General features: G+C 70.3%; 17 protein-coding genes. 11 read left to right on the top strand and 6 right to left on the bottom strand.

Annotated elements, in window-relative coordinates:
- The first annotated feature begins 27 nt into the window (after nt 1-27).
- The 4 genes from ALLO2_RS10495 to rny all read left to right on the top strand — a co-directional run bounded on the left by ALLO2_RS10495 (nt 28) and on the right by rny (nt 4,322).
- Nucleotides 28-222, top strand: a complete 195-nt coding sequence (locus ALLO2_RS10495) for a DUF3046 domain-containing protein (RefSeq protein ID WP_011437904.1) — start codon at nt 28-30, stop codon at nt 220-222.
- A 166-nt stretch (nt 223-388) separates the two neighbouring features.
- Entirely contained in the window at nt 389-1,426 is a 1,038-nt protein-coding gene (gene recA, locus ALLO2_RS10490) for a recombinase RecA (protein WP_011437903.1), read from the top strand.
- A 3-nt stretch (nt 1,427-1,429) separates the two neighbouring features.
- Nucleotides 1,430-2,038 (top strand): recombination regulator RecX, encoded by a 609-nt coding sequence (gene recX, locus ALLO2_RS10485; protein ID WP_011437902.1) that lies wholly within the window; start codon nt 1,430-1,432, stop codon nt 2,036-2,038.
- A 343-nt stretch (nt 2,039-2,381) separates the two neighbouring features.
- Complete coding sequence (rny, locus tag ALLO2_RS10480) at nt 2,382-4,322, top strand: ribonuclease Y (protein WP_035731559.1); 1,941 nt, start codon at nt 2,382-2,384, stop codon at nt 4,320-4,322.
- Here rny and ALLO2_RS10475 read toward each other — a convergent pair.
- The 4 genes from ALLO2_RS10475 to ALLO2_RS10460 all read right to left on the bottom strand — a co-directional run bounded on the left by ALLO2_RS10475 (nt 4,268) and on the right by ALLO2_RS10460 (nt 7,853).
- On the bottom strand, nt 4,268-5,149 hold the full coding sequence (locus ALLO2_RS10475) for an amino acid ABC transporter permease (RefSeq protein ID WP_011437900.1): 882 nt from the start codon (nt 5,147-5,149) through the stop codon (nt 4,268-4,270). The genes rny and ALLO2_RS10475 overlap by 55 nt on opposite strands.
- The gene (locus ALLO2_RS10470) at nt 5,146-5,793 is read right to left on the bottom strand and encodes an amino acid ABC transporter permease (RefSeq protein ID WP_049760978.1); all 648 of its coding nucleotides are present in this window, start codon (nt 5,791-5,793) and stop codon (nt 5,146-5,148) included. The genes ALLO2_RS10475 and ALLO2_RS10470 overlap by 4 nt, the downstream gene beginning before the upstream one ends.
- Nucleotides 5,794-5,969: 176 nt before the next feature.
- Nucleotides 5,970-6,926, bottom strand: a complete 957-nt coding sequence (locus ALLO2_RS10465; RefSeq protein ID WP_035731556.1) for a glutamate ABC transporter substrate-binding protein — start codon at nt 6,924-6,926, stop codon at nt 5,970-5,972.
- Nucleotides 6,927-7,118: 192 nt separating this feature from the next.
- A complete protein-coding gene (locus ALLO2_RS10460) occupies nt 7,119-7,853 on the bottom strand; it encodes an amino acid ABC transporter ATP-binding protein (protein ID WP_035731554.1) in 735 nt (244 codons plus the stop codon).
- Between the two features lie 397 nt (nt 7,854-8,250).
- On the opposite strand from ALLO2_RS10460, the gene miaB reads away from it, so the two are divergent.
- The 6 genes from miaB (at nt 8,251) to ALLO2_RS10430 (ending at nt 14,027) form a co-directional block, all read left to right on the top strand.
- Nucleotides 8,251-9,873 (top strand): tRNA (N6-isopentenyl adenosine(37)-C2)-methylthiotransferase MiaB, encoded by a 1,623-nt coding sequence (gene miaB, locus ALLO2_RS10455; protein ID WP_035731552.1) that lies wholly within the window; start codon nt 8,251-8,253, stop codon nt 9,871-9,873.
- Nucleotides 9,870-10,670, top strand: a complete 801-nt coding sequence (locus ALLO2_RS10450; RefSeq protein ID WP_023840376.1) for a class III extradiol dioxygenase subunit B-like domain-containing protein — start codon at nt 9,870-9,872, stop codon at nt 10,668-10,670. The genes miaB and ALLO2_RS10450 overlap by 4 nt, the downstream gene beginning before the upstream one ends.
- Nucleotides 10,667-11,578, top strand: coding sequence for a tRNA (adenosine(37)-N6)-dimethylallyltransferase MiaA (gene miaA, locus ALLO2_RS10445; protein WP_035731548.1), 912 nt, complete (start codon nt 10,667-10,669; stop codon nt 11,576-11,578). Before ALLO2_RS10450 ends, miaA begins: the two co-directional genes overlap by 4 nt.
- Before the next feature lie 109 nt (nt 11,579-11,687).
- The gene (locus tag ALLO2_RS10440) at nt 11,688-12,596 is read left to right on the top strand and encodes an EAL domain-containing protein (RefSeq protein ID WP_011437893.1); all 909 of its coding nucleotides are present in this window, start codon (nt 11,688-11,690) and stop codon (nt 12,594-12,596) included.
- Nucleotides 12,597-12,655: 59 nt separating this feature from the next.
- Nucleotides 12,656-13,531 carry a diaminopimelate epimerase gene (gene dapF / locus ALLO2_RS10435; RefSeq protein ID WP_035731621.1) on the top strand — a complete coding sequence of 292 codons (876 nt, stop codon included), beginning with the start codon at nt 12,656-12,658 and terminating at the stop codon, nt 13,529-13,531.
- A 52-nt stretch (nt 13,532-13,583) separates the two neighbouring features.
- Complete coding sequence (locus ALLO2_RS10430) at nt 13,584-14,027, top strand: VOC family protein (RefSeq protein ID WP_049761117.1); 444 nt, start codon at nt 13,584-13,586, stop codon at nt 14,025-14,027.
- On the opposite strand, the gene ALLO2_RS10425 is transcribed toward ALLO2_RS10430, so the two are convergent.
- Complete coding sequence (locus ALLO2_RS10425) at nt 13,958-14,845, bottom strand: helix-turn-helix domain-containing protein (RefSeq protein ID WP_035731545.1); 888 nt, start codon at nt 14,843-14,845, stop codon at nt 13,958-13,960. The two genes, ALLO2_RS10430 and ALLO2_RS10425, sit on opposite strands and share 70 nt — an antisense overlap.
- A gap of 238 nt (nt 14,846-15,083) precedes the next feature.
- On the opposite strand from ALLO2_RS10425, the gene hflX reads away from it, so the two are divergent.
- On the top strand, nt 15,084-16,544 hold the full coding sequence (gene hflX, locus ALLO2_RS10420; protein ID WP_035731543.1) for a GTPase HflX: 1,461 nt from the start codon (nt 15,084-15,086) through the stop codon (nt 16,542-16,544).
- Between the two features lie 65 nt (nt 16,545-16,609).
- On the opposite strand, the gene lexA is transcribed toward hflX, so the two are convergent.
- On the bottom strand, nt 16,610-17,380 hold the full coding sequence (gene lexA, locus ALLO2_RS10415) for a transcriptional repressor LexA (RefSeq protein ID WP_035731541.1): 771 nt from the start codon (nt 17,378-17,380) through the stop codon (nt 16,610-16,612).
- Between the last annotated feature and the right edge of the window lie 355 nt (nt 17,381-17,735).

Below are 17,735 nucleotides of genomic sequence, written 5' to 3'. Positions count from 1 at the left end.
CCCGTCCGGACGGTGCACACTGGCGAAGTGCGGTTGACCGAGTTCTGGGCGAAGATGAACACACGGTTCGGTTCCGCGTACGCGGAGTCGTTTGCGCGTGATCATGTGCTGCCCGGTCTCGGTGGCGCGACGGTCGAGGTGGCCCTGGCCCGTGGTGACGATGCCAAGACCGTCTGGCGGGCCGTGTGCGAGGAGTTCGATGTGCCGGCGCGGGAGCGCTGAGCCACCGTCCGGCGTGTCGTCGGGTCGTCGAACGCATGTTCGTCTAGAGTCGTCCTCGTGCGGCTACTTGTCCACAGATCATCCTCGACTCTCGAAACTGTCGGACCCACGGCCTAACGTCATCCTCGTGGCCAAGACTCGACGACCTCAGCATGGAGTAACTCCAATGGCAGGACTCGACCGTGAGAAGGCGTTGGATAACGCCTTGGCGCAGATCGACAAGCAGTTCGGCAAGGGATCGGTCATGCGGTTGGGGGACGACACCAGGCCGCCGGTCCAGGCCATCCCCACCGGTTCGATTGCTCTGGATGTCGCGCTCGGCATCGGCGGGCTGCCGCGGGGGCGCATCATTGAGATCTACGGCCCGGAGTCGTCCGGGAAGACGACCGTCGCCCTGCACGCGGTGGCGAACGCGCAGGCGGCTGGTGGTATCGCGGCGTTCATCGACGCCGAGCACGCGCTCGACCCCGAGTACGCGGGAAAGCTCGGCGTCGACACCGACGGTCTGCTGGTCTCCCAGCCTGATACCGGCGAGCAGGCGTTGGAGATCGCGGACATGCTCGTCCGGTCTGGCGCGCTGGACATCATCGTCATCGACTCGGTGGCCGCGCTGGTCCCGAGGGCCGAGATCGAGGGCGAGATGGGGGACAGTCACGTCGGCCTCCAGGCCCGCCTGATGTCCCAGGCCCTGCGCAAGATGACCGCGGCGCTGGCGAACTCCGGTACGACCGCGATCTTCATCAACCAGTTGCGCGAGAAGATCGGGGTGATGTTCGGCTCCCCGGAGACCACGACCGGTGGTAAGGCACTGAAGTTCTATGCGTCGGTGCGCCTCGATGTCCGTCGTATCGAAACTCTCAAGGACGGCACGGAGGCCGTGGGTAACCGGACCCGCGTCAAGGTGGTGAAGAACAAGGTGGCGCCGCCGTTTCGGACCGCCGAATTCGACATCGTCTACGGAGGCGGTATCAGTCGGGAGGGTTCCCTGATCGACATGGGTGTCGAGCACGGCATTATTCGTAAGTCCGGTGCCTGGTACACCTACGACGGCGATCAGCTCGGCCAGGGCAAGGAGAACGCCCGGTCTTTTCTGCGGGACAACCCCGATCTGGCCAACGAGATCGAAAAGAAGATCAAGGAGAAGCTCGGCATCCTGCCCAGTCTCGAATCCGATGCCGTGGCGCCCGTTCCGGTCGATCTGTAGCCGATGGCAGGAGCAGATCCGGGGAATGCCGCGGCCGGTCCGTCATTCGCCCGGACGGTGGTCGTGGTGGACGGGGGGCCGCGGCCGAAGGATCCGATCTCGGTCGCGCGGGAGATCTGTCTGCATCAGCTGGCGACCAGAGCGAGGAGCCGAGCGGAGCTTGCGGCGACCATGCGGCGACGGGGGGTCACCGATGAGATCGCCGCTGTGGTCCTCGACCGGTTGGCCGCCGTCGGTCTAATCGACGACGAGGCCTTCGCTGCCGCCTTCGTCTCCTCCGCTCGGGCCCGTCGTGGGCTGGGTAGGCAGGCCCTGGCCACAGAGCTGCGTAAGCGGGGAGTGGATCCGGACACCGTCGAGGCCGCCATGGCGCTGGTCGGAGCGGACGACGAGGAGGAGAGCGCCCGCGAGCTCGTCCTTCGTCGGCTGCGGTCGATGGACCGCCTGCCCGAGCAGGTTCGTACCCGAAGGCTCCTCGCCATGCTGACCCGAAAGGGCTATCCGGTCGAACTGGCGGTCCGGGTCGTGAGCGAGCAGGTCGCTCAGGGGCCCGACGGCGGAGGTCGGATGGGCTGGGTGGTCGATGGCGACGAAGACGACGGCTCGGTGTGAGTGGTGGGGAGATTGAGCCTGGGCCGTCAATGTGCCCTTATTTCTTGACCAGGGATTGTGCGAGACCTAGTCTTTCTTGAAAGGTGACAGGACTCCCGCGGCGACGCGGTCTTGATAGCTCGTCCAACTCACACGGAGGCAGCCGCTGCGCGTGGGTGCTCGAAGGCGGTATGCCCGCCGGCCGGTCGACGTTGGATTGGCCGGTTCGGGAGGCCGTCCGGGCTCCATATCGCAATGGCGTAATCCGCGTGCTGCCCCTCTACGGCTGTGATCGTGCCGAGACGAGGGTCCTTCGCCGCTCCAGCCCGCCTGTGCGGGTCCGACGGAAGCGGNGGGAGCAGCGATGGAGGGCGTCCTCGTCGTCCTGTTGTCACTCGTACTTGTTGTCCTGAGCGTTCTGATCCTCGCCGTGGCGCGGTTGGTCCGGGCGACCCGGGTCGACAAGGTACCCGACCCCGCTCCGGTGGTGCCCCGAACCCCGGCCGCCCGGGGCGTCGGGGACGTGACGGGTCCGGCGGACTTTGACGAGGAGCCGACGGTCCGGGTCCTGCCCGCCCCCTGGGAGGGTTCCGGTGCTCCGGCCACGACGGACGCCGACTCACCCGCCGATCGGGACGGCACCGCCGCGCGGACCGGGGATTCGGCGGTGACCGCCGGTCGCTCCGACGGCGGCCTCCGCGCGGCTCATGGTGGTAGCGCGGAGGAGGCGGCGCAGATTGTGGCCCGAGCCGAACGGGAGGCGGCGGAACGGTTGGCGCGGGCTGAGCGGGATGCCGCCGAGATCCGGCGGCGCGGCGAGGAGGATGTCGCCCTACTGCGCGAGCGGATGCTCGCCGAGGCGGCGGTCGAAACCTCGCGAGTCCAGGCCGCGGCGAGAGAGTCCGTCCGCGCCGAGCAGGAGGCCGCCCGGACCGAGATCGCCGCGACTCGGGCGGCGTTCGACGGTGAGCAGCAGGCCTGGCGGACGGAACTGCAGAGCCGGGAGGTTGCGATAGCCGCCCGGGAACAGCGCGTCGAGGACCGGATGGCCAGCCTCGACGATCATGGTCGCCGGCTGGCGGACCGCGACCGCGACCTGCTCGACCGGGAGAACGACCTGACCCGTCGGACGGCCGAGGTGGCCGACCTCGAACGTGCCCGTCATGCCGCGCTGGAGCAGGTGGCCGGGCTCACCGCCGGGCAGGCCAGGGGAGAGCTGATCGCCGTCATCGAGCAGGAGGCCCGGCGGGAGGCGGCGCTGACGGTCCGCGAGATCGAGGCCCGGGCCGAGGAGGAGGGTGAGGAACGCGCCCGCAGGATCGTGACCACCGCCATCCAACGGGTCGCGTCCGACCAGACCACCGAGTCCGTCGTGACGGTCCTGCATCTTCCCGGCGATGAGATGAAGGGCAGGATCATCGGGCGGGAGGGGCGCAACATTCGGGCTTTCGAGTCCGTCACCGGGGTCAACGTGCTCATCGACGACACGCCCGAGGCGGTGCTGCTGAGCTGCTTCGATCCGGTGCGTCGCGAGGTCGGTCGCATCACGCTGGCGGCTCTGGTGTCCGACGGCCGGATCCATCCGCACCGCATCGAGGAGGAGTACGCCCGCGCCCAGCTCGAGGTGGCCGAGCGGTGCGTGCGGGCGGGCGAGGACGCCCTGCTTGAGACCGGCATCTCCGAGATGCACCCCGAGCTGGTTAACCTGCTGGGCCAGTTGCGTTACCGAACCAGCTACGGCCAGAACGTGCTCGCGCACCTGATCGAAAGCGCCCACCTCGCCGGAATCATGGCCGCCGAGCTGCGCATGCCGCTTCCACTCGCGAAACGAGCGGCTCTGCTGCACGACCTCGGCAAGGCGCTCACCCACGAGATCGAGGGCTCTCACGCGTTGATCGGGGCGGATGTGGCCCGTCGCTACGGTGAGGACGAGCAGGNCGTGCACGCGATCGAGGCCCATCACAACGAGGTCGCNCCCCGCTCGATCTGCGCGGTGCTGACCCAGGCCGCCGACCAGATCTCCGGTGGCCGGCCTGGCGCCCGCCGCGACAGCCTGGAGTCGTATGTGAAACGGCTCGAGCGCATCGAGCAGATCGCCGGTGACCGTCCGGGTGTCGACAAGGTGTTCGCCATGCAGGCCGGCCGGGAGGTGCGTGTCATGGTCGTGCCCGAGGAGATCGACGATCTCGCCGCCCATCTGCTCGCCCGGGACGTCGCCAGGCAGATCGAGGAGGAGCTCACCTATCCGGGTCAGATCCGGGTGACCGTCGTGCGCGAGACCCGTGCGGTGGGCACCGCCCGCTGAGCCGGAACGCGGCCGCCGAGGCGGCGGTCCTGGCTGCGGTCCAGCCATCGGGCCAGCAGCGACAGCAGCCCGTTGGTGACGATGTACATCACCGCCATGACGGTGTAAATGGGCAGGGCGTACCTGCTGCCCAGATACTCGACCGCCCCGCGCCCCGACCGCAGCAGCTCGCTGTAGGCGATGACGTAGCCCAGCGAGGTGTCCTTGAGCAACGTCACCAGCTGGCTCACCAGCGTCGGGCTCATCCGCCGGATCGCCTGGGGAAACTGGATGAGGCGGAAGATCTGGACCGGCCGCAGCCCGACCGCCGCCGCGGCCTCCGTCTGCCCCCGGTCGACCGACTGGATCCCGGCGCGGAAGATCTCGCTGAGCACCGCCCCGTTGTAGGCGGTCAGCCCGATGACCAGGGCCCAGAACGCCGAGAGCCGCCAGCCGAGCGCCGGCAGACCGAGGTAGGCGAACAGGATGAGCATCAGGACGGGCAGGCTGCGGAACAGCTCCACCAGCAGCGTGGCCGGGATGCGTACCGCCCGGCGCCGGGACAGCCGGGCCAGGGCAAGCAGGGTCCCCACCGCCGAGGCGAACAGCATCGCGGTCAGCGCGGCGCGCAGCGTGTCGAGCAGCCCGTTCCACAGCAGGGTGCGTAGCGCCGGCTGATCGACGAAGACACTCCAGCGCTTGCCGTCGAGCTGGCCAGAGTCGGCGAGGCGGAGCACCGCCAGCGTGACCAGCCCGACGAGGACAGCGGCGGCCACCACGCTCGCGATCAGGATGCGACGCCGACCACGCGGACCCGGTGGATCGGCCAGGATGATCTCGGTGCTCATTGCGCCCTCGCCACCCGTCGTTCGGCCAGGGACAGCCCGGCTGCCAGCACCACGGTGAGGATCAAGTATGCCACCACGCCGCCGAGCAGCACGGCGATCACCGCGTCCGGATTGGCGGTCGTGAGCCGTTGGACCATGCCGGTCAGCTCTTGGACGCCGAACGCCGCGGCGATCGAGGTGTTGCGGATCAGTGCGCTCACCACGCTGCCCAGCGGTTGCAGCACGTTGCGGAACGCCTGCGGAAGAATGATCATTCGTAGTGTCTGGGAGAAGGTCAGGCCCAGCGCACGAGCCGCTTCGGCCTGACCGAGGTCGACCCCATTGATCCCGGAACGCACCGCCTCGCAGACCAGCGCGGCGTGATAGATCGAGAGCGCGACCACCGCGAACGTGAAATACGAGAAGACGATGTCCAGCTGTGGCAGGACGAACACCACGAAGAAGAACACGACGGTCAGCGGGGTGTTGCGGACCGTCTGCACGTAGGCGGTGCCGGTCCAGCGCAGCGGGGGCACGGGGGAGACCCGCATCGCCGCGAGGACGGTACCGAGGATCAGCGCAGCCACGGACGCGAACAGGCTTAGCCCGACCGTCCGGCGGAAGCCCTCGGCGAAGATGTCGAGGTTGTCGATGACGGCGTCGATCGCTGTCCTCCCTCATGCGGTGGCGGGTGGACGACCGGTCGGCGCGGGTGAGGCCGACCGGTCGTGCCCCGAGCGATGATCGGCGGATGCCGTTCAGCCGGTGCCGGTCACCTGATATCGATCACCTGCTACCGGTCAACGGCCGCCGCTCAACGGCCCTCGACCCGCGGAGCGGATCAGGACGTGTACCGGTCGACGGCCGGGGGAGTGGGCACGGTCGGCTCCACCTTGCCGAGGGTCGAGGTGTACGCCTTCTCCCAGCGCCCGTCCTTGTAAGCGGCCTCGAGCGTGTCGTTGATGAAGTTCCGGAACGCGTCGTCACCCTTCTTGAGGCCGATGCCGTAGGGCTCCTTCGTGAAGGTGCCACCCACCACCTTGAAGGCGTCAGGGTCCTTGTCGACGAGACCCAGCAGGATGCCCTTGTCCGTGGTGACCGCGTCGACCTGACCGTTCTTCAACGCGTCGGCGCACTTGCTGTACACATCGAACAGCACGAGCTGGGCGGTGGGCGCCACCCGGCGGATGTTCTCGGCCGGCGTGGATCCGCTGACCGAGCACACCTTCTTGCCGGCAAGGGTGTCCTTGCCGGTGATGTCGGTGTTGTTCTTCGAGACCATGATGGACTGGCCGGAGACGTAGTACGGCCCCGCGAAGTCGACGACCTTCTTTCGTTTGTCGTTGATTGTGTAGGTGGCCACCACGAGGTCGACCCGGCCCTGCTGGATGAAGGGTTCACGGTTGGCCGACACTGTCTCCACGTAGGAGACCTTGTCGCGCGGGATGCCCAGGGCATCCGTGACGATCTTCGAGATCTCGACGTCGAAGCCCTCGGGCTGGCCGCTGAGGTTCTTCAGCCCGAACAGGTTCTGGTCGAACTTCGTCCCGATGATGATCTTTCCGGCGTCGTGCAGCCGGGCCATGGTGGTGCCGGCGGTGAAGGTCACCGAGGGGGNGGGNGTCGAGGNGTCATCGCCGCTGCTCCCACAGGCACTCAGTCCGAGGGCGGCGAGCAGCGTCGCGCCGGCGAGGAGCGCGCCGCCGCGCCTGCGGCGGCGTTCGCGTGACATCCCGCCGGAGCTCCCGTTGGGATGCCCGGCGGCGGGGCGTCGCGTCCGGCTGAACGGTGTACGCATGACCGATCCTCTCGCAGTGCTCCGGACCGCGGGTCCGGAGCAGGTGATCTGGCGTCGGGTGGTGTGTGTCCCCCTGAGGAACTGCGTCCCTCTGGTGGTGCGTGCCTGCTGGTGGTGCGTGCCTGCTGGTGTGCCTCCGGGTGCCGGCGGCGCGGTGGGCGGTGGGCGTGACCGGGTCGGGTCGGTGGAGGTTCAGTGCTGCAGGACCCGGGCCAGGAAGTCCCGGGCGCGCTCGGTCCGCGGCGCGGCGAAGAAACTCTCCGGCGGGGCGATCTCGAGGATGCGACCGTCCGCCATGAAGGCCACCCGGTCCGCGGCGGAGCGCGCGAATCCCATTTCGTGGGTGACGACGATCATGGTCATGCCGCTGGTGGCCAGCGACCTCATCACGTCCAGCACCTCGGAGATCATCTCTGGGTCGAGCGCCGAGGTCGGTTCGTCGAAGAGCATGAGCACGGGATCCATCGCCAGCGCCCTGGCGATGGCGGCGCGCTGCTGCTGGCCGCCGGAGAGCTGGCGGGGCAACCGGTCCGCCTTGTCGGCGATCCCCACGCGTTCCAGTAGTTCCTGGGCCCGGGCGCGGGCCTGCAAGCGGTTGTGCCCCAGGACCTTGACCGGTCCCAGGGTGACGTTCTCGAGCACCGTCTTGTGCGCGAAGAGGTTGAACGATTGGAACACCATTCCAACCCGTGATCGCATCCGGGCGAGCTCACGGCTCTCCGTGGGCAGGGGACGGCCCTCGAAGAGGATCCGGCCCTCGTCGATCGTTTCCAACCGGTTGACGCAGCGGCACAGGGTCGACTTCCCCGNCCCCGAGGGCCCGATGATGATGACGNCCTCGCCCGCCTCGACGGACAGGTCGACGTCGGCCAGGACCCGGTTGTCGCCGAACGACTTCCCGACGCCTTCCAGAGTCACCAAAGGCATGTCGACCTCCCGACACAATGGCGGTGTGGNGTTGGGCCGAGCGTCCCGGCGGCCTCATGATGGAACGGCCAGGCGCGCGGATCAGTCGTGGAGCCGACAGCTGGAGCGGTCGTCTCGCGCGGATTTCGGCGCACTGACGGGAACATTCGAGAATAGTATCCCTGCAGCTATGCAAATATATCGAGCGGGGTGTTGCCTGATATCTCGGGCGGTGTCCAGGCCGGGGTGGGGCGCCTCAGCTCCCGACGGGGAGGGTCCCGGCCCCGCAGGAGAGGCGGCCCGCGACGCGATCCCGTCCCCGCCGGACCCAGCCCAGACCCCAACCCAGCCCAGCCCAGACCCCAGACTCGACCCCGGACCCGGCTACGGCCCGGTGCACGCGCCGTAGGCTGGTCGGGTGAACGGCCGCAGCTACGAGGTCCGCACGTTCGGGTGCCAGATGAACGTCCACGACTCCGAACGGCTCTGTGGGCTGCTGGAATCCGCCGGCTACTCCCCGGTCGATCCCGGCGGCGAGGCGGATGTGGTCGTGTTCAACACCTGCGCGGTGCGGGAGAACGCCGACAACCGCCTGTACGGCAACCTCGGCCAGCTAGTCCCGGTGAAGAAGGGCCATCCGGGCATGCAGATCGCGGTCGGGGGCTGCCTCGCCCAGAAGGACCGGGCCGCGATCCTCGACCGGGCGCCCTGGGTTGACGTGGTCTTCGGCACGCACAACCTGCACCGACTGCCCGTGCTGCTGGAGCGCGCGNGGCACAACGCGGCGGCCCAGGTCGAGATCGCCGAGGCCCTGGAGGTCTTCCCGAGCTCCCTGCCGACCCGGCGGGCCAGCCATCACTCGGCCTGGGTCAGCATCAGCGTGGGATGTGACAACACCTGCACCTTCTGCATCGTCCCCAGCCTGCGTGGCCGCGAGCGTGACCGCCGGCCGGGCGACGTGCTCGCCGAGGTCGAGGCCCTGGTCGCGGAGGGCGCCCTGGAGATCACACTGCTGGGACAGAACGTCAACTCCTACGGGCGCTCGCTGGGCGATCCCGGTGCCTTCGCGAAGCTGCTGGCCGCCTGCGGTCGCGTCGACGGTCTCGAACGTGTCCGATTCACCTCACCGCATCCGCGCGACTTCACCGACGANGTCATCGAGGCCATGGCGACCACCTCGAACGTGTGCCACCAGCTGCACATGCCGTTGCAGTCCGGGTCGGACACCGTGCTGCGCCGCATGCGCCGCTCGTACCGTCGGGACCGTTTCCTCGGCATTGTCGAGCGGGTGCGGGCGGCCATGCCCGACGCGGCCATCACCACCGACATCATCGTCGGCTTCCCTGGCGAGACCGAGGCGGACTTCGCCGATACCCTCGACGTGGTGCGGGCGGCCCGGTTCTCCGGCGCCTTCACCTTCCAGTACTCGCCTCGCCCGGGCACCCCGGCAGCGACCATGGACGCCCAGGTGGACCGGGCGACCGTGGCCGACCGGTATACCCGGCTGGTGGCCCTGCAGGACGAGATCTCCTGGGCGGAGAACCGGGCCCTGGTCGGCCGGCGGGTCGAGGNGCTGGTCTCGGAGGGGGNGGGGCGCAAGGACGGCGCCACCGGCCGGATGTCCGGCCGGGCTCGGGACGGACGGCTCGTGCACTTCCGCGCGGACGAGGCCGCGAGCTCGTCCACCGGCTCGGGCCCGAGGGCGGGCGGCGCCGCGCCCGCGGTCGCGGTGGCGGTCGCGCCTACGGTGCGCCCGGGCGACGTCGTCGAGACGGTGGTGACGCGGGCAGCACCCCATCACCTCACCGCCGACGGCCCCCTGCGGTCCCACCGGGCGACCCGTGCGGGGGACGCGTGGGCGCTCGGGCGTGACGGTGACGGTGGCGGTGCGGCAGCCGCGCAGCAGCCGGCAGACGGACGGCCGATCGTCACCCTGGGCATCCCGTCCCTGCGGCCGTCCTCGCCCGATCCCGTCGGCCCGGCGTCGGCCGACGCGGCGTCGGCCGGCGCGGACGCCTGCTGTACTCCGGTACGTCGATGACCCTCGTCGCCGCCGCGGTCTGTCCTCATCCTCCGTTGCTGGTTCCCGAGGTCGGCCGTGGTGAGCCGGTCGAGGCGCGGGCCGTCGCGGTGGACGCGGTGCGCCTGCTGTGTGCCGCCGAGCCGGACACGATCGTGGTGGTGGGTGACGCGGCGACCGAGGTGTCCTACGGCCCCGCCGCGTCCGGGTCGCTGGCCGGCTTCGGGGTGGATCTCCGGGTGGATCTTGGCCCGACCGCGCCGGCCCCCGAGCCGTCGTCCGTCCTGTCGTCGCCCGCTCTACCGTTGTCGATCACGATCGGCGCCTGGCTGCTGGGCGTCGTCGGTTGGCCCGGCGCCCGCACCGCCGTCGGGGTGCCCGCGGAGATCTCCCCGGACGGGGCCGTCGCACTCGGATCGCGGCTGGTCGCGGGCTCCGCTCCGCAGGAGCGCCTCGCCCTGCTCGTGATGGGCGACGGCTCGGCCTGTCGCACGCTGAAGGCTCCCGGCGGGTTGGACCCACGGGCCGCGGCGTTCGACGCGACCGCCGCCGCGGCGCTGGCCGCAGGGGATCCGGCCGGCCTGCTCGCCTTGGACCCGGGGTTGGCCCGGGAGCTGCTCGCCGCGGGCCGGGCGTCCTGGCAGGTCCTGGCCGGCGCCCTGCTCGCCGCGACCCGGGACGGCCTGGGCCCGGAGTCCCTGGGCCCGGGGTCCCTGGGCCCGGGGTCATGGAACAGTGACCTCCGGTATGACGACGCGCCGTATGGTGTCGGCTATCTGGTTGCCCTCTGGACACGGGATGTTGCCGAGCGAGGATGAACGGGCAGGAGGAACCGCGCCGGGGACCGGTGGTGGCGGTCGTGGGGCCGACCGCCGGCGGCAAGAGTGACCTCGGCATCGAGATCGCGCTCGCCCTCGGCGGCGAGGTGGTGAACGCGGACTCGATGCAGCTCTACCGTGGGATGGACATCGGTACCGCCAAGGTTCCCGAGGCGGAGCGTCGCGGGGTGCCCCACCATCTGCTCGACGTGTGGGACGTGACGCATCCCGCGGACGTCGCGAGCTTCCAGGCGGACGCCCGCCGGATAATCGACGGCCTGCTCGCCGCCGGGCGCATTCCGGTGCTGGTCGGCGGTTCCGGGCTCTACGTCCGCGCGGTTCTTGACAATCTTGCCTTCCCGGGGACCGATCCGGGCGTCCGGGCGCGGTGGGAGGAGGAACTGGCCCGCGTCGGCGCCCCGGCGCTGCACGACCGGCTGGCCGCGCGGGCGCCGCAGGCCGCTGCGGCGATCCTGCCCAGCAACGGCCGGCGGATCGTGCGTGCCCTGGAGGTCGTCGAGCTCACCGGAACCTTCACGGCCACCCTGCCGGAGCACCGCTCGGTCTATGAGGTCGTGCAGATCGGCGTGGATCGCCCCGATCTCGACCAACGGATTGCGGACCGGGTGGAGAAAATGTGGGGTGCTGGTTTTCCTGACGAAGTGCGAAGGTTGGTGGAATGCGGCCTGCGGGAAGGCCGAACCGCGTCTCGCGCACTGGGATATGCCCAGGTTCTGGCCTGGTTCGACGGCGCAATGGACTCCGCCGAACAGGCCAAGCTCGCCACAATTACGGCGACGCGGCGCTTTGCCCGTCGACAAAGATCCTGGTTCCGGCGGGATAACCGGATAGCCNGGTTGGACCAACCAGATGTCACCCAGGTGCGACGGCTGGTGGGTTCGCTCTGACGGGTGATCGGCCGACCGGGTCGGGGTCGATCGGGCCGCCGCCAATGCGCGGCGTCGCCGGTGACCGGTGCGCGGCGGCCGGTCCCGCACGGCGTCTGGAGAGATCGATGTGACCGCGCCCACCTCTGATGCTGGTACCCCACCCGACGATGCTGGTACCCCACCCGACCTGACTCTCGTCCCCGCGCTCTATGCCGCCTTCGACGATGGTTCTCTGCGGCTGCACTTCCAACCGGAGGTCGACCTGCGCAACGGGTCGGTGCCGGGGATGGAGGCCCATCCGCGGTGGCTGCACCCGGAACGCGGGGTGCTGGGTCCGGCGGATTTCATGCCGATCGCCGCGGCCGCGGGCCTCGTCCATCAGGTGGACCAGTGGGTGCTGCGGATGGCCGTGACCGAGGCGCGCACCTGGCATCGGATGGCGGTCGGGACGCCGATCCGCCCGCCCCGGTTGTGGGTGAACATCGATGGCCGCCAGCTTGCCAGCCTCGCCTTCGCGGCCGAGGTCGACCGGCTCGTCTCGGGCCGGGTGCTGCCGGCCGGGGCGATCGGCCTTGAGTTCAGCGAGCAGACCCTCGGACTCGCCGCGCCGATGGTGCCCCGGTTGCTGACCCGGCTGCGTGCCCTCGGGGTGGCGATCGCCGTCGGGTCCTTCGGCACGTGGCTGGGCTCGTTGGCCGTGCTCGACCAGCTGCCGTTGAACCTCGTCAAGATCGACGGTCTGTTCCTGCGGGCGACGATGAAGGACCTCGAGGGTGAGGCCGTGCTCGCGGCCATCGTCCGGCTTGCCCACCAACGCGGCCTGCCCGTCGTCGCCGACGATGTCGACACCGCGCGCCTGGCGTCCCGGGTGGTGGATCTCGACTGCGATCGCGCCATCGGACCGGTGTTCTGTCCGCCGGTGCCGGTGGAGGACGCTCGGATGATCGCTCTCGGGCGAGGCCGGCCCGACCGCTGGTACAAGCCGTCGCATTCCGACGACCGGATGCGGGAGTGGGCGCGGGCCGCAGCCGGCTGACGCCGCCGCGGGAGCCCGGTCGTCAGGTGCCGAGCGGCATCCCCCGTACGATCGGCGACGTGCGGGACGAGCTGGAACTGCGATTCGTCAAGGGCCACGGGACGGGCAACGACTTCGTCCTGCTGCCGGATCCCGACGGGGACCTCGACCTCACCGCGGACCTGGTGCGCGCGCTGTGCGACCGACGGACCGGCATCGGGGGCGACGGGGTGCTGCGGGTGGTGCTCTGCGCCGCGGTTCCCGAGGCGGCCGGTCTGGCCGGCCGGGCGCGCTGGTTCATGGACTACCGCAATGCTGACGGTTCGGTTGCCGAGATGTGCGGTAACGGCGCCCGGGTGTTCGCCCGCTACCTCGTCGACGCCGGATACGCCCAGCCCGGACGGTTCCACGTCGCGACCCGCGCCGGGTTGCGGCTCGTCGAGGCCGCGGNGGACGGNGACGTCACGGTCGACATGGGACCGCCGCGGATCATCGACGGACCCGGGGCCCCGGTCACCGTCGCCGATCGTGACTTCACCGCGACCGCGGTCTCGATGGGTAATCCGCACGCGGTCTGCTTCGCCGGCGACCTGGACGTCGCCGGGCTGCGTCGGCTCGACCTGACCCGACCACCGTCCTTCTCCCCGGTTGACTTCCCGGACGGGGTGAATGTGGAGATCGTCGTCGACCGGCCGGCTGGGGTGGCGATGCGGGTGTTCGAACGTGGGGTCGGGGAGACCGCGTCCTGCGGCACCGGTGCCTGCGCGGTCGCGGTGGCCTGGGCGGCCCGGCGAGGTGCCCGGCCGGCGGGTGCGCCGGTCGAGGTCGAGGTGGATGTGCCCGGCGGCGGCCTGGTCGTGATCTGGCAGCCGGAGACCGTGCTGTTGCGAGGGCCCGCCGAGCTGGTCTTCGACGGCGTGCTGCGCCGTGCGGAGGCCCACGACCCGGTCGGGTGAGGTGTCCGTTTCCTGCAAGACCCGGCCCGCCTGCCTGCCCTACGGTGCCCTCATGCCACCATCGTTCACCCTGACCGGTGTGATCGTCGCTGATATGGCCCGGTCCCTGGCGTTCTACCGCCGGCTCGGCCTCGACCTGCCCGCCGGGGCCGACGCCCAGCCGCACGTCGAGGTGCAGCTGCCCGGCGGTCCGCGCCTCGCGTTCGACAGCGAGGCGACCATCCGATCCTTTGATCCGCGCTGGTCGGCGGGTACCGGCTCGCCGCGGGTCGGGCTGGCCTTCGCCTGCGACACGCCGGACGAGGTCGACGAGGTCTACGCCGACCTCGTCGGCGCCGGTCACGCCGGCCACCTTCCGCCCTGGGACGCCTTCTGGGGCCAGCGGTACGCGGTCGTGCTCGATCCAGACGGCAACCACGTCGACCTCTACGCCCCACTGCCCGTAGCGGCCGCGACATCCGCGACATCCGACACCGAGACGTCCAGCTCGTCCTGAACGTTGACATTTCGGATGAGGTGAGTCGGCGGAACTCCGGCGAGCGCGCGTACCTCCCGGGCGAGGTGCGCCTGGTCGGCGTAGCCGGCCTCGGCCGCCACGACCGCGAACGGGATGCCGGCCCGCGCCGCGTGCAGGGCGTCCTGCATCCGGAGGATCCTGGCGAGCGTCTTCGGGCCATATCCGAAGACACGCCGGCAGCGACGCAGCAGCTGGCGTTCGCTCAGCCCGACTGTGCGCGCGAGGTCGTCCACAGGCGCCCGGGCGCGGGCACCCGCCAGAACGGCGGGAACCAACCGGTCCACGAGCGCCGGGTGAACGGGCCGGGCGGCGATCGACGACTCGAATGCGACCAGGGGATCAGCGGCCATGGCGAGCCGCTCGGCGAGTCGCTGCGCCGGTCCGTCGCCCCACAGGTCGGCGAGCGGGACGCGTTGGTCGCGCAGTTCGTCCGCGGCCACTCCGAGGTGGGATGGTCCAGAGCCCGAGTCGAAGCGGAGCCCGACGTGCCGCACGCCTGGTGCCCAGCGCACCAGCTTCGCCGCCGTGTCCGGCCCCGCGACGATCAGATTGGCGTCGGAACTCCAGATGATGTCCATGCATCCGTCCGGCAACACTCGCCGACTGCCCACCACACCTGTGCGCTCGGTGCGCTCGGTGCGCTCGGTGCGGTCCGAGGGTCCGGTGCGGTCCGGATGCCGGTCCGCCGTCGTCCGCGTGGTGTCCGGGGGGTGTCCAGGGGGAGTCGGGCGGCCCGAGCTGTCCCAGATCGTCGCGGCGAGGCGGTGGGCCCGTCTTTCGTGGTACTCGTGGTACACGTCGCAGAGGCTACGTCGGCGGGGCGGCAAAACGGTTCGCGATCGACGTGGTGACGTGGGACCCTGGTTGGCGACGGGATTCGCCGGGAAACGAGGGGGAGGCGCGCCACGAGTGCGGCAGGGTCTTCCGGTCCGGCGGATCCTCCTCGGGCCACCGGGTCGTGGGGCCCGGCCGGAGCAAGCGGCACGGAATGATCGCGGAATGGTGCGGTAGCGGGCCGCGTTGAGAACGGATGGTATGACACTTCCTGCTGACGCCTTCGATGCGTCCACTCTCGACAGATCCCTCATCAAGCTGACCGAAGCCGATTCGTCTTACCTGCCGAACTTCTTCGACGATTCTGGGGACGGTTTCGACCTGGAGGATCGCGCCGCGTTGCGGCGGGTTCCCGGTCTCGCCACCGAGCTCGACGACGTCACCGAGGTCGAGTACCGGCAGCTGCGGCTGGAGCGTGTCGTCCTCATCGGCGTATGGACGTCGGGTTCCCCGCGGTCGGCCGAGAGCTCCATGGCGGAGCTCGCGGCGCTCGCCACGACCGCCGGTNCGGTGGTGCTCGACGCGCTCGTGCAGCGTCGCGACCGGCCGGATGCCGCGACTTACGTCGGTTCGGGCAAGGCCCGCGAGCTCGCCGAGGTCGTCGCGGCGACCGGCGCGGACACGGTGGTCTGCGATGGCGAGCTCACCCCGGGTCAGCTGCGGCAGCTGGAGGAGGTCGTCAAAGTAAAGGTCATCGACCGGACGGCCCTCATCCTGGACATCTTCGCCCAGCACGCGACCTCTCGCGAGGGCAAGGCCCAGGTCGAGCTCGCGCAGTTGCAGTACATGCTGCCCCGGCTGCGTGGGTGGGGTGAGTCGATGTCGCGGGCCGCGGCCAGTGGCGGCGGCCGGGCGCCCATCGGTACCCGTGGTCCCGGTGAGACGAAGATCGAGACCGATCGTCGGCGGCTGCGGGCCAGGATGGCGCGGTTGCGCCGCGAGCTCGCCGCGATGACGACCGTGCGGGAGACCAAGCGTTCCGCCCGGCGGCGGGGTGAGGTCCCCAGCGTGGCGATCGCCGGTTACACCAACGCCGGTAAGTCGTCGCTGCTCAACCGGCTGACCGGCGCGGGTGTCCTGGTCGAGGACGCGCTGTTCGCCACCCTTGATCCGACCGTGCGGCGGGCGACCCTGCCGGACGGCCGGGCCTTCACCCTGACCGACACCGTCGGATTCGTCCGGCATCTGCCGCATCAGATCGTCGAGGCGTTCCGCTCGACGCTGGAAGAGGTCGCCGATGCCGATCTCATCCTGCACGTTGTGGACGGATCATCGCCGGAGCCGGCCGCGCAGATCTCCGCCGTGCGCGAGGTTCTCAACGACATCGACGCGGGCGGCGTTCCCGAGCTGATCGTCGTCAACAAGGTGGACGCCGTGGAGCCGACGGTCGTCGCGGGGTTGCGCCAGCTCGCCCCGGACGCCGTGTTCGTCTCGGCACGCACGGGCGAGGGGCTGGCCGCGCTGGTCGACGCGCTCTGTGCCCGGGTGCCGCATCCCGACGTGGAGATGCGCGTGCTCGTGCCCTACACCCGGGGCGACTTGGTCTCCCGGGTGCACGCGAACGGCGAGGTGCTCACGATGGAGCACACCGAGACCGGTACCCGGCTGTCCGCCCGGGTTTCCTCGGGACTCGCGGCGGAGCTGCACGCCTACCGGGCCTGAGCCCAGGAGCGATCAGACGCGAGGCAACCCGGCCGGCCGCCCGCCGGGCGGCCGGCCGATCCACATCAAACCCTGCGGAGCACAGCCACGATCCGGCCGAGGATGGTCGCATCCTCACCGGGGATGTCGGCGAAGGCCGAGTTCTCCGGATGTAGCCAGATCTTGCCGTCCCGAACCCGCAGACGCTTGACCGTCGCCTCCCCGTCGATCATTGCGGCGACGATCTCCCCGTTGTCCGCGACCGGCTGCTGGCGGACGACCACCCAGTCACCGTCGCAGATCGCCGCGTTGATCATCGAGTCGCCGACGACCCGGAGCAGGAACAGAGTGCCCTCGCCGACGATCTCCCTGGGTAGCGGGAAGACGTCCTCGACCGCCTGCTCGGCCAGGATCGGGCCACCGGCGGCGATCCGGCCCAGCACCGGCACGTAGGCCGCGTCCGACTTGCTTCCTTCGGTGGTGCCCGGCGCCGCCTCACCGACGATGGGAATCGTGCCCGCCACCGTCGTCGCGCCCGCGCCCACATCCGCGCGTTGCCGGGGGTGCTCGACGGTCAGCNCCTCCATCGCTCTCGGGCGGTTCGGGTCCCGCCGCAGGTAGCCCTTCTCCTCGAGCACCTTGAGCTGGTGAGCCACACTACTGGTGCTGGTGAGGCCGACCGCCTCACCGATCTCCCGCACGCTGGGCGGATATCCGCGCCGCTCCACCGCGGCCCGGATGACCTCCAGCACCCTGCGCTGCCGGGGGGTCAGGCCCGCGTCCGTGGGGCCTTCGGGAAAGGCTCGCACGTTGCCGCGGGTTCCGCCCCGGCGCGTACCCCTGCCTTGGCTAGTCATCGCTTACCGCTCTCCTCGTCGCGTTTTTCTTCCGCCGTGCGGCCACCGGCCGGCCGGCGACCGCACGGCGGACCGTCCCGCTCCGGAAGCGGTCACCCACCGACTCGCCGCCGTCCGTGACCGGGGGAAACCGCCCGGTTCACACCCGACCGACTCGACGGTAACCGGCGGGTCGCAGAATCTCAAACGTCTGTTCGAGCGTGTCCCTGGCGGTTTCCGGTTCCCGATGCGACAATCGACCACGCGTTCGATCGAACGAAGGTTCGATCTTCGGTGTTCGGTGTCGTCGGAACGGGAGGGTGCCGTGGGATCCGCACACAGGGCGCGGGTCGTCGACCTGTCGATGGCCAGGGAC

Origin of the sequence: Frankia sp. Allo2, from assembly GCF_000733325.1 — a bacterium.
GTDB classification, from domain to species: Bacteria; Actinomycetota; Actinomycetes; order Frankiales; family Frankiaceae; genus Frankia; species Frankia casuarinae.
This window is presented reverse-complemented; position numbering and strand designations above follow the sequence as displayed.